The organism is Streptomyces sp. ADMS (genome assembly GCF_033441795.1).
Taxonomy (GTDB): Bacteria; Actinomycetota; Actinomycetes; order Streptomycetales; family Streptomycetaceae; genus Streptomyces.
Window position 1 is genome coordinate 76401 of record NZ_JAVFVX010000016.1, and the last position, 26528, is coordinate 102928.

26 protein-coding genes and 1 pseudogene are annotated in these 26528 nt (G+C 70.4%); 11 read left to right on the top strand and 16 right to left on the bottom strand.

The features are described from left to right. Positions 1 to 4: 4 nt before the first annotated feature. On the bottom strand, positions 5 to 1933 hold the full coding sequence (locus RB628_RS10425) for a protein kinase domain-containing protein (RefSeq protein ID WP_412180627.1): 1929 nt from the start codon (positions 1931 to 1933) through the stop codon (positions 5 to 7). Between the two features lie 95 nt (positions 1934 to 2028). Continuing rightward, complete coding sequence (locus RB628_RS10430) at positions 2029 to 3336, bottom strand: DUF6986 family protein (RefSeq protein WP_318320044.1); 1308 nt, start codon at positions 3334 to 3336, stop codon at positions 2029 to 2031. A 191-nt stretch (positions 3337 to 3527) separates the two neighbouring features. Between RB628_RS10430 and RB628_RS10435 the strand changes: the two genes are divergently transcribed. Continuing rightward, positions 3528 to 4433, top strand: coding sequence for an endonuclease/exonuclease/phosphatase family protein (locus tag RB628_RS10435; protein ID WP_318320045.1), 906 nt, complete (start codon positions 3528 to 3530; stop codon positions 4431 to 4433). 57 nt (positions 4434 to 4490) lie between these two features. Here the strand turns inward: RB628_RS10435 and RB628_RS10440 are convergent, their stop codons facing one another. The 4 genes from RB628_RS10440 to RB628_RS10455 form a co-directional block, all read right to left on the bottom strand. Further along, complete coding sequence (locus RB628_RS10440) at positions 4491 to 5465, bottom strand: electron transfer flavoprotein subunit alpha/FixB family protein (protein ID WP_318320046.1); 975 nt, start codon at positions 5463 to 5465, stop codon at positions 4491 to 4493. Positions 5466 to 5539: 74 nt separating this feature from the next. Further along, the gene (locus RB628_RS10445) at positions 5540 to 6325 is read right to left on the bottom strand and encodes an electron transfer flavoprotein subunit beta/FixA family protein (RefSeq protein ID WP_318320047.1); all 786 of its coding nucleotides are present in this window, start codon (positions 6323 to 6325) and stop codon (positions 5540 to 5542) included. 265 nt (positions 6326 to 6590) lie between these two features. After that, entirely contained in the window at positions 6591 to 7109 is a 519-nt protein-coding gene (locus RB628_RS10450) for a flavin reductase family protein (protein ID WP_318320048.1), read from the bottom strand. Between the two features lie 240 nt (positions 7110 to 7349). Further along, positions 7350 to 7751, bottom strand: coding sequence for a thioredoxin family protein (locus RB628_RS10455; RefSeq protein WP_318320049.1), 402 nt, complete (start codon positions 7749 to 7751; stop codon positions 7350 to 7352). 87 nt (positions 7752 to 7838) lie between these two features. Between RB628_RS10455 and RB628_RS10460 the strand changes: the two are divergent. Beyond that, positions 7839 to 8254, top strand: a pseudogene (locus RB628_RS10460) (DUF4395 domain-containing protein). 192 nt (positions 8255 to 8446) lie between these two features. Then, positions 8447 to 9175 carry a lysophospholipid acyltransferase family protein gene (locus RB628_RS10465; RefSeq protein WP_318320050.1) on the top strand — a complete coding sequence of 243 codons (729 nt, stop codon included), beginning with the start codon at positions 8447 to 8449 and terminating at the stop codon, positions 9173 to 9175. A 90-nt stretch (positions 9176 to 9265) separates the two neighbouring features. Here the strand turns inward: RB628_RS10465 and RB628_RS10470 are convergent, their stop codons facing one another. The 5 genes from RB628_RS10470 to RB628_RS10490 form a co-directional block, all read right to left on the bottom strand. Beyond that, entirely contained in the window at positions 9266 to 9958 is a 693-nt protein-coding gene (locus RB628_RS10470; RefSeq protein WP_318320051.1) for a B3/4 domain-containing protein, read from the bottom strand. A gap of 8 nt (positions 9959 to 9966) precedes the next feature. Further along, positions 9967 to 10560: a transglutaminase domain-containing protein gene (locus RB628_RS10475; protein ID WP_318320052.1), complete on the bottom strand. Its 594-nt coding sequence runs from the start codon at positions 10558 to 10560 to the stop codon at positions 9967 to 9969. A 76-nt stretch (positions 10561 to 10636) separates the two neighbouring features. Further along, positions 10637 to 11707 carry a low specificity L-threonine aldolase gene (locus tag RB628_RS10480; protein ID WP_318320053.1) on the bottom strand — a complete coding sequence of 357 codons (1071 nt, stop codon included), beginning with the start codon at positions 11705 to 11707 and terminating at the stop codon, positions 10637 to 10639. Further along, entirely contained in the window at positions 11704 to 12459 is a 756-nt protein-coding gene (locus tag RB628_RS10485) for an SDR family NAD(P)-dependent oxidoreductase (protein ID WP_318320054.1), read from the bottom strand. Before RB628_RS10485 ends, RB628_RS10480 begins: the two co-directional genes overlap by 4 nt. Positions 12460 to 12500: 41 nt before the next feature. Continuing rightward, positions 12501 to 13898, bottom strand: coding sequence for a DUF6421 family protein (locus tag RB628_RS10490; RefSeq protein WP_318320055.1), 1398 nt, complete (start codon positions 13896 to 13898; stop codon positions 12501 to 12503). 289 nt (positions 13899 to 14187) lie between these two features. On the opposite strand from RB628_RS10490, the gene RB628_RS10495 reads away from it, so the two are divergent. Next, positions 14188 to 14871 (top strand): glycerophosphodiester phosphodiesterase, encoded by a 684-nt coding sequence (locus tag RB628_RS10495; protein WP_318320056.1) that lies wholly within the window; start codon positions 14188 to 14190, stop codon positions 14869 to 14871. A gap of 15 nt (positions 14872 to 14886) precedes the next feature. On the opposite strand, the gene RB628_RS10500 is transcribed toward RB628_RS10495, so the two are convergent. Continuing rightward, on the bottom strand, positions 14887 to 15426 hold the full coding sequence (locus RB628_RS10500) for a GNAT family N-acetyltransferase (RefSeq protein ID WP_318320072.1): 540 nt from the start codon (positions 15424 to 15426) through the stop codon (positions 14887 to 14889). 122 nt (positions 15427 to 15548) lie between these two features. Between RB628_RS10500 and RB628_RS10505 the strand changes: the two genes are divergently transcribed. After that, the gene (locus tag RB628_RS10505) at positions 15549 to 15941 is read left to right on the top strand and encodes a VOC family protein (RefSeq protein ID WP_318320057.1); all 393 of its coding nucleotides are present in this window, start codon (positions 15549 to 15551) and stop codon (positions 15939 to 15941) included. A gap of 245 nt (positions 15942 to 16186) precedes the next feature. Here the strand turns inward: RB628_RS10505 and RB628_RS10510 are convergent, their stop codons facing one another. Continuing rightward, positions 16187 to 16762 carry a MarR family transcriptional regulator gene (locus RB628_RS10510; RefSeq protein ID WP_318320058.1) on the bottom strand — a complete coding sequence of 192 codons (576 nt, stop codon included), beginning with the start codon at positions 16760 to 16762 and terminating at the stop codon, positions 16187 to 16189. Continuing rightward, positions 16759 to 18411 carry an FUSC family protein gene (locus RB628_RS10515; RefSeq protein ID WP_318320073.1) on the bottom strand — a complete coding sequence of 551 codons (1653 nt, stop codon included), beginning with the start codon at positions 18409 to 18411 and terminating at the stop codon, positions 16759 to 16761. Before RB628_RS10515 ends, RB628_RS10510 begins: the two co-directional genes overlap by 4 nt. Positions 18412 to 18621: 210 nt before the next feature. Here RB628_RS10515 and RB628_RS10520 point away from each other — a divergent pair, with 210 nt between their 5' ends. The 4 genes from RB628_RS10520 (at position 18622) to RB628_RS10535 (ending at position 21702) form a co-directional block, all read left to right on the top strand. After that, on the top strand, positions 18622 to 19182 hold the full coding sequence (locus tag RB628_RS10520; RefSeq protein WP_318320074.1) for a DUF5134 domain-containing protein: 561 nt from the start codon (positions 18622 to 18624) through the stop codon (positions 19180 to 19182). A 79-nt stretch (positions 19183 to 19261) separates the two neighbouring features. Next, positions 19262 to 20197: a M56 family metallopeptidase gene (locus RB628_RS10525; RefSeq protein WP_318320059.1), complete on the top strand. Its 936-nt coding sequence runs from the start codon at positions 19262 to 19264 to the stop codon at positions 20195 to 20197. Between the two features lie 64 nt (positions 20198 to 20261). Then, positions 20262 to 21002 (top strand): phosphatase PAP2 family protein, encoded by a 741-nt coding sequence (locus RB628_RS10530; RefSeq protein ID WP_318320060.1) that lies wholly within the window; start codon positions 20262 to 20264, stop codon positions 21000 to 21002. 10 nt (positions 21003 to 21012) lie between these two features. Next, on the top strand, positions 21013 to 21702 hold the full coding sequence (locus RB628_RS10535) for an HAD-IA family hydrolase (RefSeq protein ID WP_318320061.1): 690 nt from the start codon (positions 21013 to 21015) through the stop codon (positions 21700 to 21702). A 265-nt stretch (positions 21703 to 21967) separates the two neighbouring features. Here RB628_RS10535 and RB628_RS10540 read toward each other — a convergent pair whose 3' ends face one another. Further along, positions 21968 to 23470, bottom strand: coding sequence for a hypothetical protein (locus tag RB628_RS10540; RefSeq protein ID WP_318320062.1), 1503 nt, complete (start codon positions 23468 to 23470; stop codon positions 21968 to 21970). A gap of 192 nt (positions 23471 to 23662) precedes the next feature. Between RB628_RS10540 and RB628_RS10545 the strand changes: the two genes are divergently transcribed. Then, positions 23663 to 24319, top strand: coding sequence for a DUF305 domain-containing protein (locus RB628_RS10545; RefSeq protein WP_318320063.1), 657 nt, complete (start codon positions 23663 to 23665; stop codon positions 24317 to 24319). A gap of 54 nt (positions 24320 to 24373) precedes the next feature. Here the strand turns inward: RB628_RS10545 and RB628_RS10550 are convergent, their stop codons facing one another. Further along, positions 24374 to 24892 (bottom strand): DUF6214 family protein, encoded by a 519-nt coding sequence (locus RB628_RS10550; protein ID WP_318320064.1) that lies wholly within the window; start codon positions 24890 to 24892, stop codon positions 24374 to 24376. Between the two features lie 148 nt (positions 24893 to 25040). Here RB628_RS10550 and RB628_RS10555 point away from each other — a divergent pair, with 148 nt between their 5' ends. After that, the gene (locus RB628_RS10555) at positions 25041 to 26393 is read left to right on the top strand and encodes an FAD-dependent oxidoreductase (RefSeq protein WP_318320065.1); all 1353 of its coding nucleotides are present in this window, start codon (positions 25041 to 25043) and stop codon (positions 26391 to 26393) included. Positions 26394 to 26528: the final 135 nt, after the last annotated feature.

A 26528-nucleotide genomic window follows, 5' to 3' on the forward strand; every position in this document is an offset into this window, starting at 1 on the left:
CGGCTCAGCAGACCGGGAGTCCGGGCACCGGGGCGTCGTTGTCGCCGCCCTCGATGTAGACGTCGCTGACAAAGACATCGGTGTTGCCACGGTCGTCGTCGGTCTTCGCCCACCAGATGTTCGTCCACTCGCCGTATGTCTCGCGCCGGCCCAGATTCTGCTGGCAGTAGAAGTAGTTGGTGCCCGAGTTGAGGACGCCGATTTCGGTGCCGGACGCGGTGTACGACTTGGCGGTGCGCCAGACCGTGCAGTTGTACTTGCCGTCCCCCAAGGACTCGCACGCGGGCGCGGCGCTGGGAGTCGCGCTGCCGCTCGGACCGGCCCCGCCGGGTGTGCCCGTTCCTCCGGTCGCGCCGGTTCCGCCGTCACCGGAGGTAACCCCCGAGGTGCCGCTTCCCGAGGTCTGCGACGGGGCCGGGGTCGTGTTGTCGCCGGGGGCGGTGCCGGAGTCCTTGCCCGGCACCGTCGTCGGCGACGAGGGCTTCCCGGCATTCTTGTCGGTGGGAGTGGGGCTCGTGGAGAGGTCAAGGCCGGCCCGGCCGGTGCCCGTGGAGGGCGCGCCGGCGCGGCTGTCGGTCGACGCCCCGGGCCGGGCGCTCACCTCGCTGTCGTCCCCGCCGGTGAGCGCCACGGTGACTCCGGTGACGGCGAGGACGACGGTGACGGCCGCTGCGGCGAGCAACGCGCGTCCCCTGCGGCGGGGTTGGGCGGAGGCGGTGGCCGGGGTGGAGAGGGCGGTCGGGTCCGCGAGGTGGCCGACGTCCGGTGCACCGGGAGTGGGCAGAGGTCCGGCGGGGCCGAACCCGGGCGTTCTGGAGGTCACCGGCTCCGGCGGACCGAATCCGGGGGGCGCCTGCTGTGCGCCTTCAGGGGCGGGCGATGCCTGCGCGGCGGGCCCGAACCCCGGCGGCACCGCCGGCGCACCTGGCTCCACCGCCTCGTCAGCGCGTACCTCGGGCACCCCGGCCGCGGCAGCCCCGTCCCGTCGCAGCCCCGTCGTCGGCGTGTCCGTCACACCGTTCGCCGAGGACGCAACCGCCTCCAGCAGACCGCGCGCCGCCTCCGCGTCCGGGCGTTCCTCCGGCCGCTTGGCCATCAGTTGCCGTAGGACCGGGCCCAGGGCCTCGGCCCGGCGGGGGGCCGGGAGAGGTTCGTCGACGATCGCGGTGAGCGTGGACCAGGTCGACGTACGGCGGAAGGGTGAGGCGCCCTCGACCGCCGCGTACAGCGTGGCGCCCAGGGCCCAGATGTCGGAGGCGGGGCCGGGGGCGTTGCCCTGTGCCCGTTCGGGGGCCAGGTAGTCCAGGGAGCCCACGAGTTCGCCGCTGCGGGTCAGGTTCGTGGTCGAGCCGTCGCCCGGGTCCTCCATCGTGGCGATGCCGAAGTCCGTCAGGACGACCCGGCCCGAGGCCTCCAGCAAAATGTTGCCGGGCTTCACGTCACGGTGCAGGACGCCGACGCGGTGGGCGGCGGTGAGCGCGTCCATGACCTGGGCGCCGATCCCGGCGGCCTCGCGCGGGTCCAGGGTGCCGCGCTCGCTGAGGACGTCGTCCAGGGAGGGGCCGTCCACCAGTTCCATGACGATCAGCGGGCGGCCGTCGACCTCGGCGACATCGTGCACGGCGACCACTCCGGGGTGCCGGATCCGGGCCGCCGCGCGGGCCTCGCGCTGCATCCGCAGCCGCAGGGCGGCCAGTTCGGGTGCGGCGACGTCCGTGAACGTGCGCAGTTCCTTGACCGCGACCTCACGGCCGAGGACCTCGTCGACCGCACGCCAGACGACGCCCATGCCGCCGCGTCCGAGCCGGTTCACGACCCGGTAACGGCCGGCCAGCAGACGGCCGGTGCCGGCCGTCCGGTCCGTCGCCTCGGCCTCCGCCTCCGGCCGCTTCTCCGGCTGTCCGGCCGTCTGTCCGTGCTCCCCCGAAGACACCGCTGCCCCGTTCCTGTGACCTGCCCCGTGTGTTCGTACAGATTACGGGGCGGGTACGACAGCGGAACCTCGTGGCCCCCGCTGTGACAGGAGTGCTACCTGGGCAACGCCGTGAGGTCGGCCCGGCGCGGCCGGGCGAAGCCGTCCAGGTCGGCCCGGGTCAGGCCCTCCGTCGCCCGGGTCACCTCCGTGACGTCGAGGGCGCCGCAGTCCAGGCCGCGCAGCAGATAGCCGCTGAGGGCCTTGGCGGTGGCGGGCTCGTCCATGACGTCGCCGCCTGCGCGGTTGGCGTAGCGGGAGAGGCGGGACGCGGCCTGTTCGTAGCCCTCGCGGTAGAAGGCGAAGACAGCCGCGTACCGGGTCGGGATGTGCCGGGGGTGCATGTCCCAGCCCTGGTAGTAGGCGCGGGCCAGGGCGCGGCGGGTGAGTCCGTAGTGCAGGCGCCAGGCCGCGTGGACCTGCTCGGTCGGACCGACCGGCAGGACGTTGGTGGAGCCGTCCGAGACGCGTACGCCGGTGCCCGCCGCCGCGACCTGCATGATCGCCTTGGCGTGGTCCGCGGCAGGGTGGTCGCTGGCCTGGTGGGCGGCGGAGACGCCGAGGCAGGCGCTGTAGTCGAAGGTGCCGTAGTGCAGGCCGGTGGCGCGGCCCCCGGCGGCCTGGATCATCCGGGCGACCGTGGCCGTGCCGTCGGTGGCGAGGATGGACTGGCTGGTCTCGATCTGGATCTCGAAGCCGATCCGGCCGGCCGTGAGACCGCGCGCCTTCTCGAACTCCTCCAGGAGTCTGACCATGGCTGTCACCTGCTCGGCGTACGTCACCTTGGGAAGGGTGAGGACCAGCCCGTCGGGCAGTCCGCCGGCCTCCATCAGTCCGGTCAGGAAGATGTCGAGGGTGCGGATGCCCCGGTCGCGCACCGGCGCCTCCATGCACTTCATCCGGATGCCCATGTAGGGGGCGGCCGTGCCCTTCTCGTACGCCTCGGCGATCAGACGGGCCGCGCGGGCCGCCGTCTCGTCCTCCTCGGCATCCGGGCGCGGTCCGTAGCCGTCCTCGAAGTCGACGCGCAGGTCTTCGATCGGCTCCCGCTCCAGTTTGGCGCGGACACGGTCGTGAACGGCTACGGCGAGGTCGTCGGAGAGGCCGAGGACGGCGGCGAGGGAGGCGGCGTCCGGGGCATGTTCGTCAAGGGCGGTGAGTGCCTGGTCGCCCCAGGAGCGGATGGTGTCGGCGGCGAAGGCGTCCCCGGGGACGTACACGGTGTGGACGGGCTGACGGGTGCCGGGGTCTCCGGGGTAGCGGCGTTCCAGCTCCGCGTCGACCGGGGCGAGGGAGGCGCTGATGTCCTCGCCGACGGCACCCGCGAGGCTCGTCACGACCTTCTCCTGCTGGCCCTGACCCATTCCACACCCTCCATTTTCCGCAGTACGGAATCAACAATCCGCATAACGAAGCTAACTGGCGATCTTCACCCCGGTCAACACCGTCTCGACGTGGGATTCTCCATCCTTTCCCGCTGGTCACTGCTGACCCGGCGTCTTCTTCCGTATTCACTGGGCAAGGTTCATCCTGACTCCGAAGGGGAGGAGATCGCGTGCCGAGAGAGGTCGGAGTGACGCGTCGCCAAGGACTCAAGTCCGCGGCGGCCGCCGCCATCGCCGTGCCGCTGCTGACCACGGCGGGCTCGTCGAAACCGGCGGTCGCCGGCGAGCACCCGGGCGCCCTGAACGTCATGACGTTCAACGTGCGCTTCGCGACCGTCGTCGACGAGACACCGCGCTGGACCGTGCGCCGGCCGGTGATGCGGGAGCTGCTGCGCCGCGAGCGCCCCCACGTCATCGGCATCCAGGAGGGGCTCTACCAGCAGGTGCGCATGATCGAGAAGGATCTCGGCGGGCACTACGACTGGATCGGCACCGGACGAGGGGGTGGCAGCAAGGACGAGTTCATGGCGGTCTTCTACGACACCCGCAGACTCGACCCGATCGAGTTCGATCACTTCTGGCTGTCCGACACCCCGTACACGATCGCTTCCAACACCTGGGACGCGGACTGGCTGCGCATGGTGACCTGGGTGAAGTTCGCCGATCTAGCCGACGGGGAGCGGGAGTTCTACGTCCTCAACACCCATCTGGACAGCGTCAGCCAGTACGCCCGGGAGCGCTCCGCGCAGCTCATCGGCAAGACGATCGCCGAGTGGGACCCGTCGGCGCCTGTCATCGTCACCGGCGACTTCAACTCGGCCGCCCACGACAACCGGGTGTACGACCTGATGCTGGAGAACGGGCTCGTGGACACCTGGGACACGGCAGCCTCGCGCAGCCCGGTGTACGGGACGCACCACGCCTACCGGACACCCAGACCAGGCGGCCGGCGCATCGACTGGATACTGACCTCACCCGGGGTGACCACGCACTGGGCGGCGATCAACACCTTCTCCATCGACGGGATGTACCCGAGCGACCATCTGCCGGTGCAGGCCTCACTGACTCTGGGATGACCCGAGGCCCCCGCGGCCGGTCGTACGGTCGCGGGGGCCTCGGACGGTTCAGGAGGCTCAGCCCTTGCGGGTGTTGATCTCCTCGGTGAGCTGCGGGACGACGTCGAAGAGGTCGCCGACGACGCCGTAGTCGACCAGGTCGAAGATCGGGGCCTCGGCGTCCTTGTTGACCGCCACGATCGTCTTCGAGGTCTGCATACCGGCGCGGTGCTGGATGGCGCCGGAGATGCCGCTGGCGATGTACAGCTGCGGGGACACGCTCTTGCCGGTCTGGCCGACCTGGTTGGTGTGCGGGTACCAGCCGGCGTCGACGGCGGCGCGCGAGGCACCGACGGCCGCACCGAGGGAGTCGGCGAGCGACTCGATGATCGCGAAGTTCTCCGAGCCGTTGACGCCACGGCCGCCGGAGACGACGATCGCGGCCTCGGTCAGCTCCGGGCGGCCGGTCGACTCGCGCGGGGTGCGCGCGGTGACCCTGGTGCCCGTGGCCTGGGCGGAGAAGGTGACGTCGAGGGCCTCGACGGCGCCGGCGGCCGGGGCGGCCTCGACGGCGGCCGAGTTCGGCTTGACCGTGATGACCGGGGTGCCCTTGGCGACGCGGGACTTGGTGGTGAAGGACGCGGCGAACGCGGACTGGGTGGCCACCGGGCCCTCGTCGCCGGCCTCCAGGTCGACGGCATCGGTGATGATGCCGGAGCCGATGCGCAGCGCCAGACGGGCGGCGATCTCCTTGCCCTCGGCGGAGGACGGGACCAGCACGGCGGCCAGGGAGCCCCCGGCGGACACGGCCTCGTACGCGGCCTGGAGGGCGTCGACCTTCGGGACGACCAGGTAGTCGGCGTACTCGGTTGCCTCGTGGGTGAGGACCTTGACGGCGCCGTGCTCGGCGAGCGCGTCGGCGGTGGCCGCGGCACCGGCGCCCAGGGCGACGGCGACGGGCTCGCCGACGCGGCGGGCCAGGGTCAGCAGCTCCAGGGTGGGCTTGCGGACGGCACCGTCCACGTGATCGACGTAGACGAGAACTTCAGCCATGGGACTTCTACTCTCCTGCTTGCGGAAGATGAGGGGCGGTCGACGAGAAAGGCTCAACGAGCCTCGAACGGGGCCTAGATGAACTTCTGGCCCGCGAGGAACTCGGCGAGCTGCCTGCCGCCCTCGCCCTCGTCCTTGACGATCGTGCCGGCCGTGCGCGCCGGGCGTTCGGTCGCGGAGTCGACCACGGAGTACGCGCCCTCCAGACCGACCTCCTCGGCCTCCAGGTCGAGGTCGGACAGATCCCAGGACTCCACCGGCTTCTTCTTGGCGGCCATGATGCCCTTGAAGGACGGGTAACGCGCCTCACCGGACTGGTCGGTGACCGACACGACGGCCGGGAGGGAGGCCTCCAGCTGCTCGGAGGCGGAGTCGCCGTCACGGCGGCCCTTGACGACACCGTCCTCGACGGAGACGTCGGAGAGCAGCGTGACCTGCGGGACGCCCAGACGCTCGGCGAGCAGCGCGGGTACGACACCCATGGTGCCGTCGGTGGAGGCCATGCCGGAGATGACCAGGTCGTAGCCGGCCTTCTCGATGGCCTTGGCCAGCACCAGGGAGGTACCGATGGCGTCGGTGCCGTGCAGGTCGTCGTCCTCGACGTGGATCGCCTTGTCGGCGCCCATCGAAAGGGCCTTGCGCAGCGCGTCCTTGGCGTCCTCGGGGCCGACGGTCAGAACCGTGATCTCCGCGTCGTCGGCCTCGTCGGCGATCTGGAGCGCCTGCTCGACCGCGTACTCGTCGAGCTCCGAGAGCAGACCGTCCACGTCGTCACGGTCGACGGTCAGGTCATCGGCGAAGTGCCGGTCGCCAGTGGCGTCGGGCACGTACTTCACAGTGACAACGATCCTCAAGCTCACGCCGGCTCTCCTACTGCATCGTCTGTTCCGGGCTGCCTTCCTGCAGGCAGCATAGGCGCCTCATGCGGCCGGTCCCGGTCGGGGCGGCCCGCGCTCCGAACTGAATATTACTCGCCAGTACACCCACTCCGCGCCCACTGAGCAAGCGCTTTGACGTGTGACCTTCGCAACGCAGCGTAACCGGAACCCGGCCGCCCCGCAGCGTAGCCAAAATCACATTGTACCGATCGGTCAATCACTGTCGGTCAGCCTTGAAGCACGTTGATCAGTCCCGCAGCCCGTTGAAGCGGCCCTGGTGATAGAGCAGTGGCCGTCCAGGGCCCGTGGGATCACCGACCACGACCTCCGCCAGCACGACCCGGTGGTCCCCCGCCGGCACGCGCGCGATGGGCCGGCACACCAGCCAGGCCAGCACTCCGTCGAGAACGGGCACCCCCTCGGGCCCCTCGCGCCAGGCGGTGGGCGCGCCGAACCGGTCGGCGCCGCTGCGGGCGAAGGTCGCGGCCAGCTCGCGCTGGTGCTCGCCGAGTATGTGCACGCCGACATGGGCGGCCGCGGATATCGCGGGCCAGCTGGAGGCGCCGGTACTGATCCCGAAGGAGACGAGCGGGGGTTCGGCGGAGACGGAGGCGAGGGAGGTGGCGGTGAAACCGACGGGACCGGCGCTGCCGCGGGCGGTGATCACGGCGACCCCTGCCGCGTGCTGCCGGAAGACGGAGCGCAGGAGGTCGGGAGAGGCGGGGACGATGGACCGAGGGGTGCCGAGGCCGGGCATGGCCGTCATGGACGTGTCCTTCTGCGAGAGGCGGCGAGCCGGGCGGTGACTGCTCAACTGCCCGGACAGCGCGCGCTCGCGGTGCGCACGAGGTCCACGTGGACTCGCGCGTGGAGAAGGAGTTCCGGAGGCATAGGGTCAGGCTGACGATAGTTGGTGCGCGCAGTCAAGTGGCTTCCGTCATCTGGGAGATGCGTCACCGAACGCTTCATCAGCGGCGGTATCGGGATTCTCGGTCCCTGGCACACCTCAAACGGCCTTCCCCAGCGCGGCGATGACATCGGCCCTGCGCGGCTGTCCGGTCGCCCGTCGCACGATCCGCCCTTCGGCGTCGAGCACCAGCACGGTGGGCGTCTTGAGAATGCCGAGCCTGCGTACGAGGCCCAGGTGCTTCTCGGCGTCGATCTCGACGTGGGTGACGCCGGGGACGAGGCCGGCCACCTCTCCGAGGACGCGGCGGGTGGCCCGGCAGGGTGCGCAGAAGGCGCTGGAGAACTGGACGAGCGTCGCCCTTTCACCGAGGCTCTCGCCCAACTCGGCCGCGCCGAGCCGCTTGCCGTCGTCGCGCCCGCGCACGCGCACTCTCCCGCTCCGCCGCCGCTGCAGCACTCCGAAGGCGCTCGCCGCCGCGAGCACCGCCACGCACACCACGATTCCGGTCGTCCCCGGCTCCAGCGTTCATCAGACCGCAAAGATTCCCGCCTGCTCGAATCGTTTCTGCTGCCGAATGATCGCTTCATGGGCATCGATGTGAGAGGGCCACGCCTCGGGGCGGCCGTGACGACCGCCGTCCTGGCGGCCGTACTGGTCACCGGGAGTGTGTGGCTGCTGGCCTGGCAGACGCCGGCGTTCGCGCTGGGCGCGGCGGGCGGGGTGGGCCGCTCCCCGTACGGCCGGCTGTTCCGCAAGGTGGTCGGTCCCCGGCTCGGCCCGCCGACGGAGTTCGAGGCGCCGGAGCCGCCGCGGCTCGCGCAGGCCGTCGGGCTCGTGTTCGCGGGGGTGGGGCTCGCCGGGTACGCGCTGGGGGTCGAGTGGCTGGGGATCGCTGCGACCGGGCGGCACTGGCGGCGGCGTTTTCGAACGCCGCCACCGGGTATTGCCTGGGTTGCGAGATGTACCTCGTCGTACGACGGGTGACGGTACGCGCGGAGTAAAGGCGCATTAAAAGCACGAGGTGGACCCAGGGGCGACGTGACGATTATCTCGCCGTTCAGAGGCACAAGGGCTGGTCACTCGTCCGTTCTTGGGGCACGATCTGCGCAACGCTGCAAAACCTACGGCTGCGTAACTTATCCCGCCGGGAGCCCCCTTCCCAGGCAGAGCAGAGAGAAGGGTCATCCCCGTCCATGGCTGAGCTTGCCTACCGTCCCGCCATCGGTCTCGCCCAGACACTGTTCAAGGCCTGGGACCTGAAGATCGACTGCAAGGGTTCGGAGAACATCCCGCGCTCGGGTGGCGCAGTGCTGGTGAGCAACCACATCAGCTACCTGGACTTCATCTTCGACGGCCTCGCGGCTCTCCCGCAGAAGCGTCTGGTGCGCTTCATGGCGAAGGAGTCGGTGTTCCGGCACAAGGTCTCCGGCCCGCTGATGCGCAACATGAAGCACATCCCGGTGGACCGCAAGAACGGCGAGGCGGCATACGCGCACGCGCTGGACTCGCTGCGCGCCGGTGAGATCGTCGGTGTCTTCCCCGAGGCCACGATCTCGCAGTCGTTCACGCTCAAGAGCTTCAAGTCCGGTGCCGCGCGCATGGCCCAGGAGGCGGGCGTCCCGCTGATCCCGATGGCCGTGTGGGGTACGCAGCGCCTGTGGACGAAGGGGCATCCGCGCAACTTCAAGCGCAGTCACATCCCGATCACGATCCGCGTCGGCGAGGCCATCGAGGCGTCCCGCGACAGGTACGCGGGCGCGATCACCCGCCAGGTGCGCGAGCGCGTCAACGAGCTCCTGGAAGCCGCGCAGCGCGCCTACCCGGTCCGCCCCAAGGGCCCGGACGACACGTGGTGGATGCCGGCGCATCTCGGCGGCACGGCGCCGACACCGGAAGAGGTGCGGGGGACCGAGGCCCGCTGAGCATTTTCGGGGGGCAGGTCCTACGTTCGCTGCGGGCCGGTGGGGGCCGGTCGCGCAGTTCCCCGCGCCCCTCCGGGGGCGCCCCCGAGCTCACTCCGTGTTGCGGACCGTGATCCTCGCCCCGGGGCTGAACTTTTCCAGGAGTTCCACGAGTTCGGCGCCGGCGGCCTCCGCCTCGGCGGCCGGCAGCGGGGGCAGGCACTCCAGGAGGAAGATCGCGGACGTGGTCTGCTCGGTGAGCCTTGTGCGCGGGCCCTGGCGCCAGTTCCAGCGGCGGCACGTCACCCCCGCCTCGTCGCACCACACGACCTCACCTGCGTCGGGGTGCTCGACGACGTCCGCACCCCCGGCCACGGTCACGAAGTCCTCGGCGCCGGTGGCGCGTACGAGCCGCATACCGCCCTGGATGTGGTCGAGGTCCTCGCCGCCGACCGGGATGAGGTGAGCCACGCTGATCGCGTTGTAGAGGTCGACCAGGACGTTGATCCGGGGCAGACCGGCATCCGGGAGTGCCCGCTTGGCGAGCGCCTCGGCCGAGTTGCGGGTGCGCGACGGCTTGGAGCCGAACGCCGTGTACGCGTCCCGCCAGGCGGCCATGTGCGGGTCCTCGTGCGGGGCGCGGCCGTCCAGACGTACGGCGAGCCGGCGGGCCGCGTCGTCCAGGAGCGCTGAACTGGCTTCGGTGCTGGGCCCGTTGACGAGTCCGTGCGCCTCGATCGCGACATGGGTGAAGCCGGGCGCGAGTGTGCGGACCTCGTCGGACACGGTCAGGGTGAGAGTCATCGCTTGCCTCAGAGTGCGGTGGGGAGCGTCTGCCAGAGATACGGCCTGTCGGGCGCGGCCTTGAGGGCGCCCAGTACGACCGGATGAGGTTCAGCGTACAGTACTGGATAGTCCATCTCATTGGACTTCCCGCCCGGGATCCACGCCAACCGCTCACCATCGAGGGAGAACTGAGCGTCCACACCCGCCTTGTTGCCCCGCGGGTCCTGACGGTGCCAGGCGCCGTTGAACCGCACGGCGACCAGACCGTGCACGGCATGACCGTCCCCGTCATCGCGCGCGAGCCGCTGATAGCACAGCGCGGTGGGGATGTCCTCGGCGCGCAGGAGTGCGGCCAGCGCGTGGGCCTTGGCGTGACAGATACCCGTGCGCTGCTCCAGGACGGTGGAAGCGCGCCAGGTGACCCGCGGGTCACCGCTGTCGGCGGAGTGCGGAATGGTGTCGCGGACGAAGTCGTACGCTGCGTGCGCATAGGCATACGAGTTCACCGCGCTCTTGGCAAGTTGCGCGGCAGCCTCACGCACCAGTGGGTGATAGTGGTCAATGACCTCGTCAGCGGCCAGATAGGCGGACAGGTCAGGGGTGTTCTGGATCAGCTCCATGAGGTCAGAGCATAGAAAAACGATCACCCAACAGTCAATGACTTTCCATGTGACCACATATCTATGCACCAGGGTGCTACCGCGCCATCTCCTCCTGCAGCGCTGCCACGAACGCGTCCACGTCGTCCTCGGCCGTGTCGAAGGCGCACATCCAGCGGACGTCGCCCGCGGCCTCGTCCCAGAAGTAGAAGCGGAAGCGCTTCTGCAGCCGTTCGCTCACGTCGTGCGGCAGGCGGGCGAAGACCGCGTTCGCCTGCACCGGATGGAGGATCTCCACCCCGTGCACGGCCCGCACACCCTCCGCCAGCCGTTGCGCCATCGCGTTGGAGTGGCGGGCGTTGCGCAGCCACAGGTCCTTGGCGAGCAGCGCCTCCAACTGGACCGAGACGAAGCGCATCTTGGAGGCGAGCTGCATGGACAGCTTGCGCAGATGCTTCATATGACTGACGGCGTCCTGGTTGATGACGACGACCGCCTCACCGAACAGCGCGCCGTTCTTCGTCCCGCCGAGGGAGAGAACGTCGACGCCGACCGCGTTGGTGAACGTCCGCATCGGGACGTCGAGCGAGGCCGCCGCGTTGGCTATGCGGGAGCCGTCCAGGTGGACCTTCATGCCGTGCGCGTGGGCGTGGTCGCAGATCTCGCGGATCTCGTCCGGGGTGTAGAGGGTCCCCAGTTCCGTGCTCTGGGTGATCGAGACGACCTGCGGCATCGCGCGGTGCTCGTCGTCCCAGCCGTACGCCTGCCGGTCGATCAGTTCCGGGGTCAGCTTGCCGTCCGGTGTGGGCACCGTGAGCAGCTTGAGGCCGCCCATGCGTTCGGGGGCGCCACCCTCGTCGACGTTGATGTGCGCGCTCTCGGCGCAGATCACGGCGCCCCAGCGGTCGGTGACCGCCTGGAGCGCCACGACGTTGGCGCCGGTGCCGTTGAAGACGGGAAACGCCTCCGCCGTGGCCCCGAAGTGGCTGCGGACGATCCGCTGGAGGTTCTCCGTGTAGTCGTCCTCGCCGTACGCGACCTGGTGCCCGCCGTTGGCCAGGGCCAGGGCGGCGAGCACCTCGGGGTGCGCGCCCGCGTAGTTGTCGCTGGCGAAGCCTCGGGCCTCCGGGTCGTGATGACGGCGTGCGTCGGTCTTCGGAGGGTTCACGGCTTCTCGGTCAGCCACAGACGTTTCCCGTTCACTTCGGCGGCGGGCCGGTCCCAGACGCCGACGATGGCCTCGGCGAGTTCCGTGACGTCGGTGAAGCCCGCGAACTTCGCGTTGGGTCGCTCGGCGCGCATCGCCTCGTGCACCAACGCCTTCACGACCAGGATCGCAGCCGCCGATGTCGGCCCGTCCGCCCCCTCCGAGACCCCGGCCTTGCGGAAGTAGTCGCCCATGGCCAGCGTCCACGCCTCGGCAGCGGCCTTGGCGGCGGAGTACGCGGCGTTGCCCGCGGTCGGATGGCTCGCGCCGGCGGCGCTGATCAGGACGTACCGGCCGCGTTCGCTTCGCTGGAGCGCCTCGTGGAAGGCGAGGGAGGTGTGCTGCACGGTGCGGATGAGCAGCAGTTCCAGCAGGTCCCAGTCGTCGAGGACCGTCTTGGTGAAGGTCTCGCTGCCGCGCCAGCCGCCGACGAGGTGGACCAGGCCGTCGACGCGCCCGAAGTCCTTCTCGATGCGGGTGGCCCAGTCCCGGGTCGACTGCAGGTCGAGCAGGTCGACGGTGTCGCCGACGACGGTGGCGCCGCCGTGCGCGTAGCTCGCCGCGTCCACGGCCTCCGCGAGCCGCTCGGGGTCGTTGTCCGAGCCGACGACGGTCGCGCCCGCCTCGGCGAGCCTGAGCAGCGCCGCCCGGCCGGCGGGTCCGCCCGCGCCCGCGACCGCGATCACCGCACCGCTGAGAGCCCCGTTCCCCATGTTCATCGCCTCCTGAGCAGTGTTTTCGGTGGTGCGGTCGCTCACGCGGCGACCCGCTCGGCACTCTCCGCGGTGATCCCCCTGGTGGAGGCGATCACGCTCTTCAGCTTCTTGGACAGTGCCTCATAGAACATGCTCAGCGGAAACTCGTCAGGAAGCACGTCGTCCACGAGTTTGCGCGGCGGCTGGCTCAGGTCGAGGGCGTCGGGACCCTTGGCCCAGCGGGAGCCCGGGTGCGGGGCGAGATGGGCGGCGACCAGCTCGTACGCCTTGAACCAGTGGACGAGCTTGGGCCGGTCGATGCCCTCGCGGTACAGGGTCTCGATCTCGGCGCAGAGCTGGTTGGTGACCTGCGGGGCACGCTGCCAGTCGATGTGCAGTTTGTTGTCGGTCCAGCGGATCACGTCGTGCTGGTGCAGATAGGCGAAGAGGAGCTGCCCGCCGAGGCCGTCGTAGTTGCGCACGCGCTCGCCGGTGACGGGGAAGCGGAACATCCTGTCGAACAGCACCGCGAACTGCACGTCACGGGCCTGCGGGATGCCTTCCGCCTCCAGCTTCACGGCCTCCTTGAAGGCGGTGAGGTCGCAGCGCAGCTCTTCCAGGCCGTACATCCAGAACGGCTGGCGCTGCTTGATCATGAAGGGGTCGAAGGGCAGGTCGCCGTGGCTGTGGGTGCGGTCGTGGACCATGTCCCACAGGACGAACGCCTCCTCGCAGCGCTTCTGGTCGTGGACCATCGCGGCGACGTCCTCGGGGAGTTCGAGCCCGAGGATGCCGACGGCGGCGTCGGTGACACGGCGGAAGCGGGCGGCCTCACGGTCACAGAAGATGCCGCCCCAGGTGAACCGTTCCGGCGCCTCGCGCACGGCGATGGTCTCCGGGAAGAGGACGGCGGAGTTGGTGTCGTACCCGGCCGTGAAGTCCTCGAACGTGATGCCGCAGAACAGCGGGTTGTCGTAGCGGGTGCGCTCCAGCTCGGCCAGCCAGTCGGGCCAGACCATGCGCAGGACGACCGCTTCGAGGTTGCGGTCCGGGTTGCCGTTCTGCGTGTACATCGGGAAGACGACCAGGTGCTGCAGGCCGTCCGCGCGGCTCGCGGCGGGCTGGAAGGCCAGCAGCGAGTCGAGGAAGTCGGGCACCCGGAAGCCGCTGTCGGACCAGCGGCGCAGATCCTTGGCGAGGGCCTGGTGATAGGCGGTGTCGTGGGGAAGCAGGGGAGACATCTCCGCCACGGCGTCCACGATCCGGCGTACGGCGAGTTCGGCGTCCGCGGGATCCGGGGCGTCCTCCCGGTCGAAGTCGATCGACCCGTCCCTGGCCTGCCATGGCCGGATCTGCTCCACAGCATCCTTGAGCACGGGCCATGCCGGGTGCTCCACCACCCTGCCGAGCGGACGAACCCGCTCGTCCGGAACCGCCTGCACAAGAATTTCCGTCATGTCCCATCCTCCACGGGAGAACCTCACGTAAGGACACCGTATGTGAACAAGGTTCCCGACCACAAGGCGGGACAGAAGAGATTATCCTGCAAACCCCCATGGTCACCGTATTTTTTCCTGCCGGAAACCAAGAGGACGACGACTTCCACTACCCGACAGTGGCCGGTTCACACCCCCTCCGGTTCCGCTGTTTCCGGCCAGCCGTCGCAGCGCGTCTGTACGGGTTCAATGCGGGGCCGGGCGGTTAGGCTGCGGCAGCCGAGCCGCCGTCGACGGAAGCGAGCTGACCTTGAACTTCCTGACCATCGGGCACCGCGGAATCATGGGCGTCGAGCCCGAGAACACCCTGCGTTCGTTCGTCGCCGCCGAGCAGGCGGGCCTCGACATGATCGAACTCGATCTGCGTCTCAGCAAGGACGGCGCTCTCGTCGTCATGCACGACGCCGATGTGGACCGCACCACGGACGGCACCGGTCCCCTCGCCGAGAAGACTCTCGCCGAACTGCGCGCCCTGGACGCGGGCCGCGACGAGCGCGTCCCCGTCTTCGAGGAGGTCCTGGACGCCGTCGGCGCACCGCTTCAGGCCGAGATCAAGGACACGGCGGCGGCTCGGGCGCTGGCCGAGGTGATGGAGCGCCGGGACCTGACCGCACGGGTCGAGGTGTCCTCGTTGCACGAGGACACGATCGCCGAGATCACCCGCCTGGTGCCCGGGGTACGCACCGCACTCATCGCCAGCCGCTACGGCACCGATGTCGTCGAGCGCGCGACCCGCGCCGGCGCCTCGACCGTGTGCCTCAACATCCGCCGCCTCACCCTGGAGATCGTCGAGCGGGCGAGGAAGGCGGACCTGCGCATCATCGGCTGGGTGGTGAACACCCAGGACCAGCTGCGTCTCGTACGCGCCCTGCAGCTGGACGGCGCGACCACCGACTACCCGCAGATCAAGCGCACGGGCCGGTTCACCGCGTAGCGAGCACGCCGGAGATCACACCAGTTCCTTGACCAGCAGCTCGAACTGCAGATCGTCACGCTGCGGAATGCCGAACCGCTCGTCGCCGTAAGGGAAGGGGCTCGTCCTTCCCGTACGGCGGTAGCCGCGCCGTTCGTACCAGGCGATCAGGTCGTTCCGTACGGAGATCACGGTCATGTGCATCTCCCGCGCGCCCCAGGTCTCGCGCACCGCGCGCTCCGCCACGGCGATGATCACCTTGCCGAGGCCCGCGCCCTGGAGGTCCGGGCTGACCGCGAACATGCCGAAGTAGGCGTGGTCACCACGGTGTTCGAGCTGACAGCAGGCGACCACCCGGCCGTCCTGTTCGACGGTCAGCAGTCGGCTGTCGGCCGATTTGATGACGCCCCGCACGCTCTCCGGATCGGTCCGCTGCCCTTCGAGAATGTCCGCCTCGGTGGTCCAGCCGGCCCGGCTGGCGTCTCCCCGGTACGCCGACTCGATCAGCGCGACCAGCGCGTCGACGTCTGCCTCGGTGGCGTCACGGAAGGTCGGTCCGGTGGCGGCGGTGTCCATGGCGGCGGTTCTCCGGGTTCTCATGTTTCCTGCGCACGGCTTTCTTGTGCGCAGCTTTCCAGTGCACGGCGCGGCACCGAGAGCGTAACGCCGATGCCGCGCAGGCCCTAGGCTCCGGTTGCATGGTGCATGTACTGAGCAGCCGGGTTCTCCTCCACCCCGTCGACCCGGAGCGTTCCCGGGTCTTCTACGGCGAGCGGCTGGAGCTCGCCGTCCACCGGGAGTTCGGCACGGGGCCGGAGCGGGGCACGGTCTACTTCCTCGGCGGAGGCTTTCTGGAGCTGTCCGGACGGGCCGAGAAGCCTCTGTCGCCGTCGGTCCGGCTGTGGCTCCAGGTGGCGGACGTGGCGGCGGCGCACGACGAGTTGGTGTCCCGGGGCGTCGACATCCTCCGGCCGCCGGTGAAGGAGCCGTGGGGACTCGTCGAGATGTGGATCACGGACCCGGACGGCACGCGGATCGTCCTGGTGGAGGTCCCGGCGGACCATCCGCTGCGGTACCGGCCCGGCATCTGAAACCCAAGGCGTGCTCATGGTGCGCCGGTGGACGGCCCGGACCGGCGTGCTGCGTGGAGGACTGCCGTACTTCGTGGTCGAGGACGGGTACGTCCCGGCGGACGCGGCGGCCACAGCGGGGGCCGTCGTCGCCATGGAGCCCACGACCGTGCCGTACGGCCCGCGCACCGCGGTGCTGCGGGATACGCAGGGTCCCGTGTCAAGCGTTCACCGGGAGTACGCGCAGGACTGGTCCGGATGCGGGGTCAGAACCGCAGCGCGCCCAGCCGCCCCTCCAGTTGGCCGAGCAACTCGCCCAGCAGTCCCGCGAGTTCCTGCTGCCCGTTGCTGTCGAGGCCGGAAAGCACGGCGCTCTCGTAGGTGAGCTGCTCGGGCAGGACGCCGTCGACGAGGTCGCGTCCGGCGTCGGTGAGGCGCACATGGGCGACCCTCCGGTCCCGGGTGTCACCGCGCCGCTCGACCAGGTTCCGTTCGGTCAGCTGCTTGAGCCGCTTGGTGACGGCGGCCCCGGAGGAGAAGGTCTCGCGGGCGAGTTCGCTCGGGGTCAGTTCATGGCCGGTGCGCCGGAGCGCGCCGAGCAGATCGAACTCGGGGCGCGTGAGTCCCACCCGGCGCAGGGGGGCGTCCTCGGCCAGCTGCAGGAGAGCGGCACAGCGGTTGATCCGACCGATGATCTCCATGGGTCCGGTGTCGAGGCCTGGATGGACGGCCTGCCACTGCCGTACCACTCCGGCCACGGTGTCGTCCGCCGGGCCGAGGTGGGCGCGCGGCGCGGCGGCCGTCTCCTCGGCGGCCGCCCCTCCCCCGTTCACTGCCGTCATGGCCGTACGTCCTCCGTCGTCCTGTCGTCCGTTCGTCCGCCGGCGCCCGCCCCTGGGCGTGGCTCCCGGCCTCGTACCGTCGCCGCGAGCGTACGGTGTCCGGACCGTTCGGCGAGCACGACCCGCTCCTGGGGGCGGGTGCGCTGCCGCCATTCGCCTGCCGCCGCGTCGGCGGTGGTGCGCAGGTCGGCGAGGGCTGCGGCGAGGCCCCGGTGGGCGGTGTCCACGGATCCGGATACAGGGTGTACGCGCGTCAGAGTGCGTTCGGCGTGGGTGCGGGCGTGTTCGACCACCGTGAGGGCGTGCTCGACGCGGGCGCCGGCGCGGTGGTTGGTGACCGCGACGGCGGCGACGAGGCCGAGCAGCGCGCCGACGAACGTGTCCACGATCCGCTCGGCCATCAGGCGTCCGGGGTCCTGGAACCCCGTGAACTCGGTGACGAGCAGCGCCATCGGGGTCACACAGACGCTGCCGAGCCAGTAGTTGCGGCTCATCAGCGCCTCGGCGCCGAAGTTGAGGGCGAGGCAGCACAGGACGAGGGCGATCGGGCCGAGGTGCGCCAGCGGTACGAGGGCGGCGAAGAGCAGGACCCCGGCGAGGTTGCCGACGGTCCGCTGTACGGTGCGGTTCCAGGTGAGCGTGACGTTGGCCTGGTAGAGGGAGGCCGCGGTGACGAGGGCCCAGTAGGGGCGGCCGATACCGAGCGCGAGGGAGGCGTAGCCGGCGAGGGCGCAGCCCAGGGCGGTGCGTGCGGCCAGGGGCACAAGCGGGCCGAGCCTGGTCCACAACGGCGGTGTCGGGGCGATGAGTTCGGGGTCGAGCCGCTGCACGCCGAGGCGTTCGCCGAACGACGGCACGTGGCCGCCGTCGCGCAACTCACCAGCCCAGGAACGCAGTTCGTCCGGTCTACTCTCGGTGGGCGCGGTGAGCGTGAACTCGGCCCGCACGACCAGCTGTTCGAGAGCACGCCTGGTCGTGGCGCGCGCGGTGCCCGGCCGACCGCCGGCCGACGACAGTGCTTGTCGGGCCGCCTGGACCGCGGTCTCGGCGGCGGCCCGTGACCTGACATACCCGTGGCCGCCGGTGCCGTCGCCGGTGCGGTGCGCCTGCTCGTGGGCGGCGACGGCGTTCAGGGCGTGCGCGGTCGCGCGGCGCTCGGGGCCGTACGGGCGGACGAGGCCGGGTGCCATGCCGACGATCCAGGCCCACACGCCCGCCCCGGCGGCGAGCGCCAGATGGCCGGGTACCTGGCCGAGCGTCTGCGGGGCGAACAGCGCGGCGGACGACACGAACGTGAGGACCACGTTCCCGGGCGGGCCGATGCGCGTGGCGTCGCAGAGCGTCTTCTGCGCGGCGGCCAGCAGCGCGCCCACGGCGACCAGGACGACGGCGTTGCCGGTGAGCGAGGCGGTGACGAGGGCGACGGCCAGTCCGGTGAGCATGCCGAGGACCACTCCCGCCAGGACACGGGCGCGGGCGGCGTACGGACGGTTGTGGGCGTAGAGCGCGCACAGGGCACCGGCCATCGTGTACATCGCCAGATCGAGGTGTTCGAGCGCCGCCAGGGCCAGACAGGGCGGAGCGACGGCGGCGATCACACTCAGGGCCGGCTTGAACCAGATGTCGGACGGTCGGCCGATGCGCAGCACGCCGGTCAGCGGGAAGCGCCGTACGGGCGGGACGGCGACGGGATCAGGGCTCACCTCATGAGATTAGCAGGTGTTTTACTCATGAAACATAGCCTCTCACCTGCGGTGCTCCGACGCACGCTCCCCCGCGTACACCATTGCGCTCGCATGCGCACCGCCCGGCGCGGGCATCCCTTCAGCGGAGGTCTCGGGGTCGAGGGGGAGGTGCGTGTGCACGGTCCGGCTTCGCCCGGGTGGCTGCTGGTCGCGTTGTGCGCGGCGACCGGCGCATACTGCCTTCTGCGGATGCGCAGCACTGTCGAGGAACAGCGCCGGGCCGCGGGCAGCGAGGCTCTGATGGGCTTCGGCATGGCCGCGATGGCAGTGCCCGCCGCCGTGCTCACCCTGCCCCGCTGGGCCTGGCTGGTGTACACGGCCGTGTTCGGTACGGCCGCGCTGCACGCCCTGTGGGCGGCCCGCACCGGGCCGCACCATCTGCATCATCTGATGGGCGCCTTCGCCATGGCCTACATGGCCGCCGCGATGACCGTCACCCCCGGTCACCGGCACGGAACCGGAGGCTCCGGAGTCCCGCTGCTGACGACGGCGTTGCTCCTCTACTTCACCGGGTACGTGCTGCTGTCCGGCGTCCGTCTGCTGTCCGCACCGGCCCTGGCCGTCGGCGGCGGGGCCGGGACGGGCCCGCCCGGCTGGGGCGACCGGCCCGAACTGGCACGCGCCTGCCGACTGTCCATGGGTATCGCGACGGTCGCCATGCTGCTCACGCTCTGACGGTACGAAACCGTGGTCTGCGTCACTTTGCCGCGACGGACCGTAGGTCTGAGCGCCGCCCCGCTCATAGGCTGCACCCATGATGGTCCCCGCAGCACTGTTGCTGCTCGGCGCGCTGACCGCCGTTGTCGCCCCGCGGCTGATCGCCCGCGCCGACTGGCCGGACCGCGAACCGGTGGTCGCCCTGTGGGTGTGGCAGTGCGTGGTGGCGGCCGTGCTGATGTGCTGCGCGCTGTCGATGACGCTCAGCGCGGCGACGGCCTGGCAGGCCGTGCGCGGCCATGTGTTCGCCCCGGCACCCCACGCGGTGGTGGAGGCCTATGTCCTCGGCGCCTCCCGTCCGTGGGCCGCGACAACCGCCGTCGCGCTCGCCTGCGGCGGGCTGTGGACCGCGGCGATGCTGGTCCGAGAGGTCGTACGGGCGCGCAGGCGGCGCAGGTCGCGGAGTACCGAACTCCTCGTCCGCGCCCCGCTGTTGCCCGGGGAGGAGCCGCGCCCCGACCGCCTCGTGGTCCTGGAGGGCGAACGCGCCGACGCCTGGTGGCTGCCCGGCACCGCACCCGGGCTGGTCGTCACCACGGCCGCGCTGCGCCGACTCAGGGGACAGCAGCTGGACGCCGTGCTCGCACATGAACAGGGACACGCGCGGGCCCGCCACGACTGGCTGCTGCACTGCTCGGGCGCACTGGCCAACGGGTTTCCGCAGGTCCCGGTCTTCGCCTCGTTCAGGGACGAGATGCACCGGCTGGTGGAACTGGCCGCCGACGACATGGCCTCCCGCCGCTTCGGCCGCCTGACGACCGCCCTCGCCCTCGTCGAACTCAACGAGGACCGGGGCGTGTTCGGCCCCTCCCCGGCCCCACAGGCCCATGTCCCGCTGCGCGTCCAGCGGCTGCTGACCGAGCCGGACCGGTTGCCGCCGGTCCGAAGACTGCGGCTGACGGCCGCCGCGGCCCTGGTGCCGGTGGTTCCCGTACTGGTGGCGTTCGTACCGGGACTGCGGGCACTCGGATAGCGCGCCGGCCGCCCGGCGCCCCCTCGGTTGGCTTCCCGCTCTGCCGTTCGGCGAGGATCGCATCATGTACAGCCCGCACCTCGCACCCCGGCTTGAGCGCCCGGTCCGCCATCCGGCCGTCCCCGTCGCCGTCTCCCTTGCCCTCGCCTCCGTGCTGCTGCTGACCCTGGTCGCGGTGGACTGGCATCCGCTGATCGCCCTCGACGGCGACATCGCGCGCGCCACCCATCGCCGGGCGGTCGACGAAGCCGGACTCACGCACGCGTTCCGGATCCTCACGGACTGGGTGTGGGACCCGCTGACGATGCGCCTGCTGTGCGCTGCCGTGGCGGTGTGGCTGGTGTGGCGGCTCTCCGCGTGGTGGCTCGCCCTGTGGCTGGTGGTCACCTGTGCGCTGGGCACGGTGGTCCAGCAGACCCTGAAGGCGGCGGTCGGCCGCGCCCGCCCCGTCTGGGCCGACCCCGTCGACTCCGCGCACTACGCGGCCTTTCCCTCCGGCCACGCCATGACCGCCACGGTGGTGTGCGGCCTCCTGCTGTGGCTGCTGCGCCGGTACGGCGCCGGACGCGTCGTGTGGCGTACGGCGGTCACCGTGGCGGCCATCTCGGTCGTCGGCGTCGGCCTGACCCGGATCTGGCTCGGCGTCCACTGGCCGTCGGACGTGCTCGCCGGATGGCTTCTCGGAGCGCTCATGGTGGCGCTGGCCGTGGTGTCGTACGAGCGGTTCGGGCGCAGCGACCGAGTGGCACTGACCGCACGCTTCGCGCCTCCCCGATCTGCCCGGGTTCCCCGGAGTTTTGGGTAGGGTCCAGCGCATGGCTGCCGTGCTCTTCGACTTCTCCGGGACGCTCTTCCGTATCGAGTCCACCGACTCCTGGCTGCGCGCGGTGCTCACCGCGCACGGTCTCGGGCTGCCGGAGCCGGAGGTCGCCGCGTCAGCCAGGGCTCTGGAGGTGGCCGGGGCGCTGCCGGGCGGGGCCTCCCCGGAGCGGTTGCCCGAGGCTTTGTCCGCCGTGTGGGGGATCCGCGACGAGAGCGCCGAGCTGCACCGGGCCGCGTACACCGGGCTCGCCCGTCAGGTGCCGCTCCCCGACCCGGCGTTGTACGACGCGTTGTACGAGCGGCACATGATCCCGGCCGCGTGGGCCCCGTATCCCGATGCCGTGGAGGTGCTGGGCGCCCTGCGGGAGCGCGGGATCCTGGTCGGGGTGGTCAGCAACATCGGCTGGGACCTGCGTCCCGTCTTCCGGGCGCACGGGCTGGACCCGTACGTCGACGCGTACGTCCTGTCGTACGAGCACGGCATCCAGAAGCCGGACCCGCGTCTGTTCAAGGTCGCCTGCGACGCGCTCGCCGTCGCCCCGCAGGACGTGCTCATGGTCGGCGACGACAGGCGCGCGGACGGTGGCGCGGCGGATCTGGGGTGCGCGGTGCACTTCGTGGACCATCTGCCGGTGTCCCAACGCCCGGACGGGCTGCGGCCGGTGCTTGACCTGGCCGGCTGAGACCGCTCCGTGCGAGGAGGGGCACGCCGGTCTGAGGTGATCCCCCGCGTCACCCCAGACAGACGGCCGACGAAACCGCCCTCATGGGGCCGTTCCGGCTGCGCCGACCATTGCCGGCTGACAAAAAGTCAACGCAGAGGTAACAGCATGTCCCCACGCGGGGGCCTCGGTCAATGAAGATTGCCGGGGCGTTCCCCGGACATGGACGTCCCGCCGGACACCGAGGTGCCCGGCGGGACACACGACAGGAGTTCGTCGGCGACGGTCAGTCGAGGTAGTCCGGCTGCGTCTGGACGTTCAGCTCACGCAGGTGGACCCACTTGGCCGGGTCCGTGCGCCGGTCGTTGAGCTTCAGGACGTCGAAGCCCTTGGCGATGTCGTTCGAGTAGATGTAGCCGTTGTAGTAGTACGCCGACCAGGGGCCGGCCGTCGTGACGCGGTCGGTGGTCACCGGGCCGCGCTCGAAGTAGGCGATCTCCTTGGGCTTCGAGGAGTTGGTGAAGTCCCATACGGAGACACCACCCTGGTACCAGGCCTGGACCATGATGTCCCTGCCCTTGACCGGGATCAGCGAGCCGTTGTGGGCCACGCAGACCTCGGTGTCCGCCTGGTAGCGGGGGATCTTGAAGTAGCTCTTGAAGACGAGCTTGCGCTTGTCGCCCTTGCCAACGATGTCGTAGATGCCGTCGGCCCCGCGGTTCGGCCCGATCTCCGCGTTGCAGGTGGCCGCGCCGCCGCCGCCCAGTTCGTCGGTGAAGACGACCTTGTTGGCCCTCTGGTTGAAGGTCGCCGAGTGCCAGAAGGCGAAGTTGACGTTGTCCTGGACCCGGTCGATGACCTTCGGGTGCTCCGGGTCCTTGATGGAGAAGAGGATGCCGTCGCCCATGCAGGCGCCCGCCGCGAGGTCCTTGGAGGGCAGCACGGTGATGTCGTGGCAGCCCGTGGTCTTGGAAACGCCCGGGTTGGTGGGCGAGCCGGGGTTGCCGCCGCCGTCGGGGCCCTCACCGGGGAAGAGAACCGGGAAGCCGACAACTGCCGCCTTCTCAGGGGCCTTTCGCGGCACCTTGATGACCGAGATGCCGTCGTGCGGCGGCTGACAGTCGGGGAAAGCTGCACTCGGCGAGTACGAGGAGACGTAGACGTAGATGTTCTTGCGCTCGGGCACGAGCGTGTGGGTGTGCGAGCCGCAGGCCGTCTCCACAGCGGCGATGTACTTCGGGTTCGCCTTGTCCGTGATGTCGAAGATCTTCATGCCCTCCCACGACGACTTCTCCGTCGCGGGCTGCGAGACGCTGTTGCAACTGCTGTCGCTGCGCGAGGCGTCGGTGGACAGGAAGAGCAGGTTCCCGGAGACGGAGATGTCGTTCTGGCCGCCGGGGCACAGCACCTGCGAGACGGTCTTCGGGGCCTTCGGGTTGCTGATGTCGAAGACGCGGAAGCCGTCGTAGTTCCCGGAGAAGGCGTACTTCCCCTGGAAGGCGAGGTCCGAATTGGTGCCGGGCAGCGCGTCCTTGGGGATGTTGGCGAGGTGGGTGATGTTGTCGGAGTGGACGATCTCGTCCACTCCGGGTATCTCACCCGCGGCCAGGGCTTCCTTGACCTGGGTCTGCACGCTCTTGGAGATCTTCTCCGAGACCGTCGGGCCGTCCCCCGGATCGGGGGTCGCGGCTGCGGGGCCGGCGGTCAGCAGGGCGGCCAGGAGTCCGGCCGCGGCGGCGGCAACTCCCAGGCGTCTGTGCCGCGTTCGGGGATTGCTCAACAGGGTCACTGCGTCCTCCCTGGTAGCCGTTCGGGTCAGAACGGTTCACGGTCCTCCGAAGTATCGTCTTCATCATGCACCGATCAATAGGGAGCAATGCACTTGTAATGAAAGTTTCTGATCACCGGCGTATGGAAGCGTGCTAGGACGGACACAGCACTCACGAGGTGTCCCTCAACCCACCTGACACAGGAGGTCGTTGTGCCCGTCCGCCGCGCGTCCCGCACCTTCCGCCCGGTCCTGGCCGTGCTCGCGCTCACCCTCGCGCTCGGCGCCTGCGACTCGGGTTCGTCCTCCGACGCGGACGGCAAGTCCCCCAAGGCGACAGGGCCTTCGGTGATCGCGCCCGGACTCCCCGGCGAGGCGGCTCAGACGCTCTCCCCGGAGGAGGCGAAGGCTCAACTGCCGGACGACTCCCCCAACTCGGCGGACATCTCGTACGCCCGCAAGATGATCGAGCACCACGCGCAGGCGATCGAGATCACCGAACTCGTTCCGAAACGAGCCGAGTCGACACAGGTGAAGCGGTTGGCCGAGCGCATCGCCGCAGCCCAGCGGCCCGAAATCGCCGGAATGCAGGGCTGGTTGAAGGACAACGGCGCCGGCGAGAAGACCACCGGGCACAGCCACGAGGCGATGCCCGGCATGGCTACCGAGGCACAGCTCGCCAGGTTGCGCGCGGCGAAGGGAAAGGCGTTCGACGAGCTGTTCCTGACGTTGATGATCACGCATCACGAGGGGGCCGTCACGATGGCCACCGAGGTGAAGGGGCAGGGCAACAACGTCCGGGTCGAGGAGATGGCCGACGACGTGATCGCGCAGCAGACGACCGAGATCAACCGGATGCGCGGTATGTAGTCCTGTGGTCAGGGGCGGGACCGGGTCGGGCTCGCCGCCCCCGGAAACCCTTGCTCAGCGCCGGGCGTGACGAGGCGTCAGGAATCCGGCGTCACGGGCCTGTGAGATCAGCCTGAGGGATCGGCGGCGGCTGCGCCCGGTCGCGCACATCACGGCTAGAACGGGGTCGGCGCCCTCCCCCTGGGCCGCGCGGTACTCCTCCGCGACCAGCCATCGTCCCTCGATGCCACGCGGCCAGGCGGGCCGGGCGCGACGAGGCCGAGCGCACGCCCCGGCCTCCCGGGGCCCGTCTCCGCACACCTCGAAGAGCGGCCCCTCGATCCAGTCCGCGAGCGCCGCCAGATCGTCGAGCGACAGCGCCGGCTGCGCCCGTACGTCCTCGATGGAGACGCCCGTCTCACGGACCACGGCGAGTACGTCGACCCGGGCGCCGTCGGCGAAAGCGAGCCGGACGTCGAACCAGGCCGTCGTCGCCGCCCCCTCGCGCTCCTGCACTTCCCAGGCAGGCCGCACCGAGACCGCGCCCTCCGTCGGGCAGCGACCGGAAAGATTGAGAAAGGATGCTTCCAGCACATACTAAACGTAACCGCATCATCACATTCCATACGAACGGACACGCGCGTCTGTCCCGCCCGCACTCTGTCAGCGCAGCTCCGGCGGTGCGATCCTGTAGGTGTCAGCACAGGGAGTTCCGCAGTGTCCCGCAGTGAGGGGTTCCGCCGTGTTGCGTGTCGCCGTCGTGGGTTCGGGCCCGAGCGGGGTCTACACCGCCCAGAGTCTGGTTGAGCAGCATCCCGAGGTGCTGGTCGACGTCCTCGACCGGCTGCCGGCGCCGTACGGCCTGGTGCGGTACGGCGTGGCGCCGGACCACGAGAAGATCAAGTCGCTGCAGAACAACCTGCGCGCCGTCCTGGAGCACGAGCGGGTGCGGTTCCTGGGCGGCATCCGGATCGGTTCCGGCCCCGGCGAGCTGCCCGGTACGCGGCTGCGGGAGCTGTACCACGCGGTGGTGTACTGCGTGGGCGCCGCCACCGACCGCCATCTGGGGATTCCCGGCGAGGAGCTGCCAGGCAGCTGGTCGGCGACCCAGTTCGTGGCCTGGTACAGCGCCCATCCGGACACCGTCGACGACGGCTTCGTCCGTGGGGCGCGCTCCGCCGTGGTCATCGGCGTCGGCAACGTGGCGGTGGACGTGGCCCGCATGCTCGCGCGTGGCGCGGCCGAGCTGAGCCCCACCGACATCCCGCAGGCGGCACTCACCGCACTGGCCGCGAGCGGGGTGACCGACATCCACATGGTGGGCCGGCGCGGCCCCTCACAGGCCCGCTTCACGACCAAGGAGCTGCGCGAGCTGGGCTCCCTGCCGGACACCCAAGTCGTCGTGGAAGAGGCCGAGTTGGCGCTCGATCCGGCATACGCCGACCCGTCCGCACTGCCGGCCGTCCAGCGCCGCAACGTGGAGGCACTGCGCGGCTGGGCCACTCTGCCGTCCATGAGCGCAGCCCGCCGTATCCGGCTGCGCTTCTTCTGCCGCCCGGTCGAACTGCTCGCAGCCGGAGGCCGGGTTGGCGCCGTGCGTTTCGAGCGGACGACGCCGGACGGGGCCGGCGGCGTGACGGGCACAGGGCAGTACGAGGACATCGAGGCGCAGCTCGTGCTCCGCTCGGTCGGCTATCGCGGGGTTCCGCTCGACGGGCTGCCGTTCGACGCGGCCCTCGGCACCGTGCCGCATCTCGCGGGCCGTGTGCTGCGCGACGGCCGCCCCTCCCCCGGCGAGTACGTGGCCGGCTGGATCAAGCGCGGCCCGACCGGTGTCATCGGCACCAACCGGCCCTGCGCCAAGGAGACGGCGACGTCCCTGCTCGCGGACGCCGCCGCGCTCGTACGGCAGGAGCGGCCGGAGGACCCGCTGACGGTACTGCGGGCGGCGGGATTCCGGCCGGTCGGATGGGCGGGCTGGCAGGCCATCGAGCGGGCCGAGGCCAAGCTGGGCGCCACCCTCGGGCGGAGCGTCGTGAAGCTGCCCGACTGGGACTCGCTGCTGGCGGCTGCACGGGCGGCGGAAACCTCGTAGGGCGGAGCGCCCCGCAGACTCACCACCACCTCGGTGGGCATGACACACATCGGCAACAGGCCAGACATCAACAAACTGTTTAAGCCTTGATCCACCGATTCGATGTTTGTGGATAACTCTTCTTGAAACGAGGAA

What these genes read in the sequence shown, in the direction of transcription:
- RB628_RS10430 (WP_318320044.1), bottom strand. Translation starts at nt 3,336, where the DNA reads ATGGGTCAGGGCCAGCAGGAGAAGGTCGTGACGAGCCTCGCGGGTGCC.
- RB628_RS10440 (WP_318320046.1), bottom strand. Translation starts at nt 5,465, where the DNA reads ATGGCTGAAGTTCTCGTCTACGTCGATCACGTGGACGGTGCCGTCCGC.
- RB628_RS10450 (WP_318320048.1), bottom strand. Translation starts at nt 7,109, where the DNA reads ATGACGGCCATGCCCGGCCTCGGCACCCCTCGGTCCATCGTCCCCGCC.
- RB628_RS10465 (WP_318320050.1), top strand. Translation starts at nt 8,447, where the DNA reads ATGGCTGAGCTTGCCTACCGTCCCGCCATCGGTCTCGCCCAGACACTG.
- RB628_RS10470 (WP_318320051.1), bottom strand. Translation starts at nt 9,958, where the DNA reads ATGACTCTCACCCTGACCGTGTCCGACGAGGTCCGCACACTCGCGCCC.
- RB628_RS10475 (WP_318320052.1), bottom strand. Translation starts at nt 10,560, where the DNA reads ATGGAGCTGATCCAGAACACCCCTGACCTGTCCGCCTATCTGGCCGCT.
- RB628_RS10485 (WP_318320054.1), bottom strand. Translation starts at nt 12,459, where the DNA reads ATGGGGAACGGGGCTCTCAGCGGTGCGGTGATCGCGGTCGCGGGCGCG.
- RB628_RS10490 (WP_318320055.1), bottom strand. Translation starts at nt 13,898, where the DNA reads ATGACGGAAATTCTTGTGCAGGCGGTTCCGGACGAGCGGGTTCGTCCG.
- RB628_RS10500 (WP_318320072.1), bottom strand. Translation starts at nt 15,426, where the DNA reads ATGGACACCGCCGCCACCGGACCGACCTTCCGTGACGCCACCGAGGCA.
- RB628_RS10505 (WP_318320057.1), top strand. Translation starts at nt 15,549, where the DNA reads ATGGTGCATGTACTGAGCAGCCGGGTTCTCCTCCACCCCGTCGACCCG.
- RB628_RS10510 (WP_318320058.1), bottom strand. Translation starts at nt 16,762, where the DNA reads ATGACGGCAGTGAACGGGGGAGGGGCGGCCGCCGAGGAGACGGCCGCC.
- RB628_RS10525 (WP_318320059.1), top strand. Translation starts at nt 19,262, where the DNA reads ATGATGGTCCCCGCAGCACTGTTGCTGCTCGGCGCGCTGACCGCCGTT.
- RB628_RS10530 (WP_318320060.1), top strand. Translation starts at nt 20,262, where the DNA reads ATGTACAGCCCGCACCTCGCACCCCGGCTTGAGCGCCCGGTCCGCCAT.
- RB628_RS10535 (WP_318320061.1), top strand. Translation starts at nt 21,013, where the DNA reads ATGGCTGCCGTGCTCTTCGACTTCTCCGGGACGCTCTTCCGTATCGAG.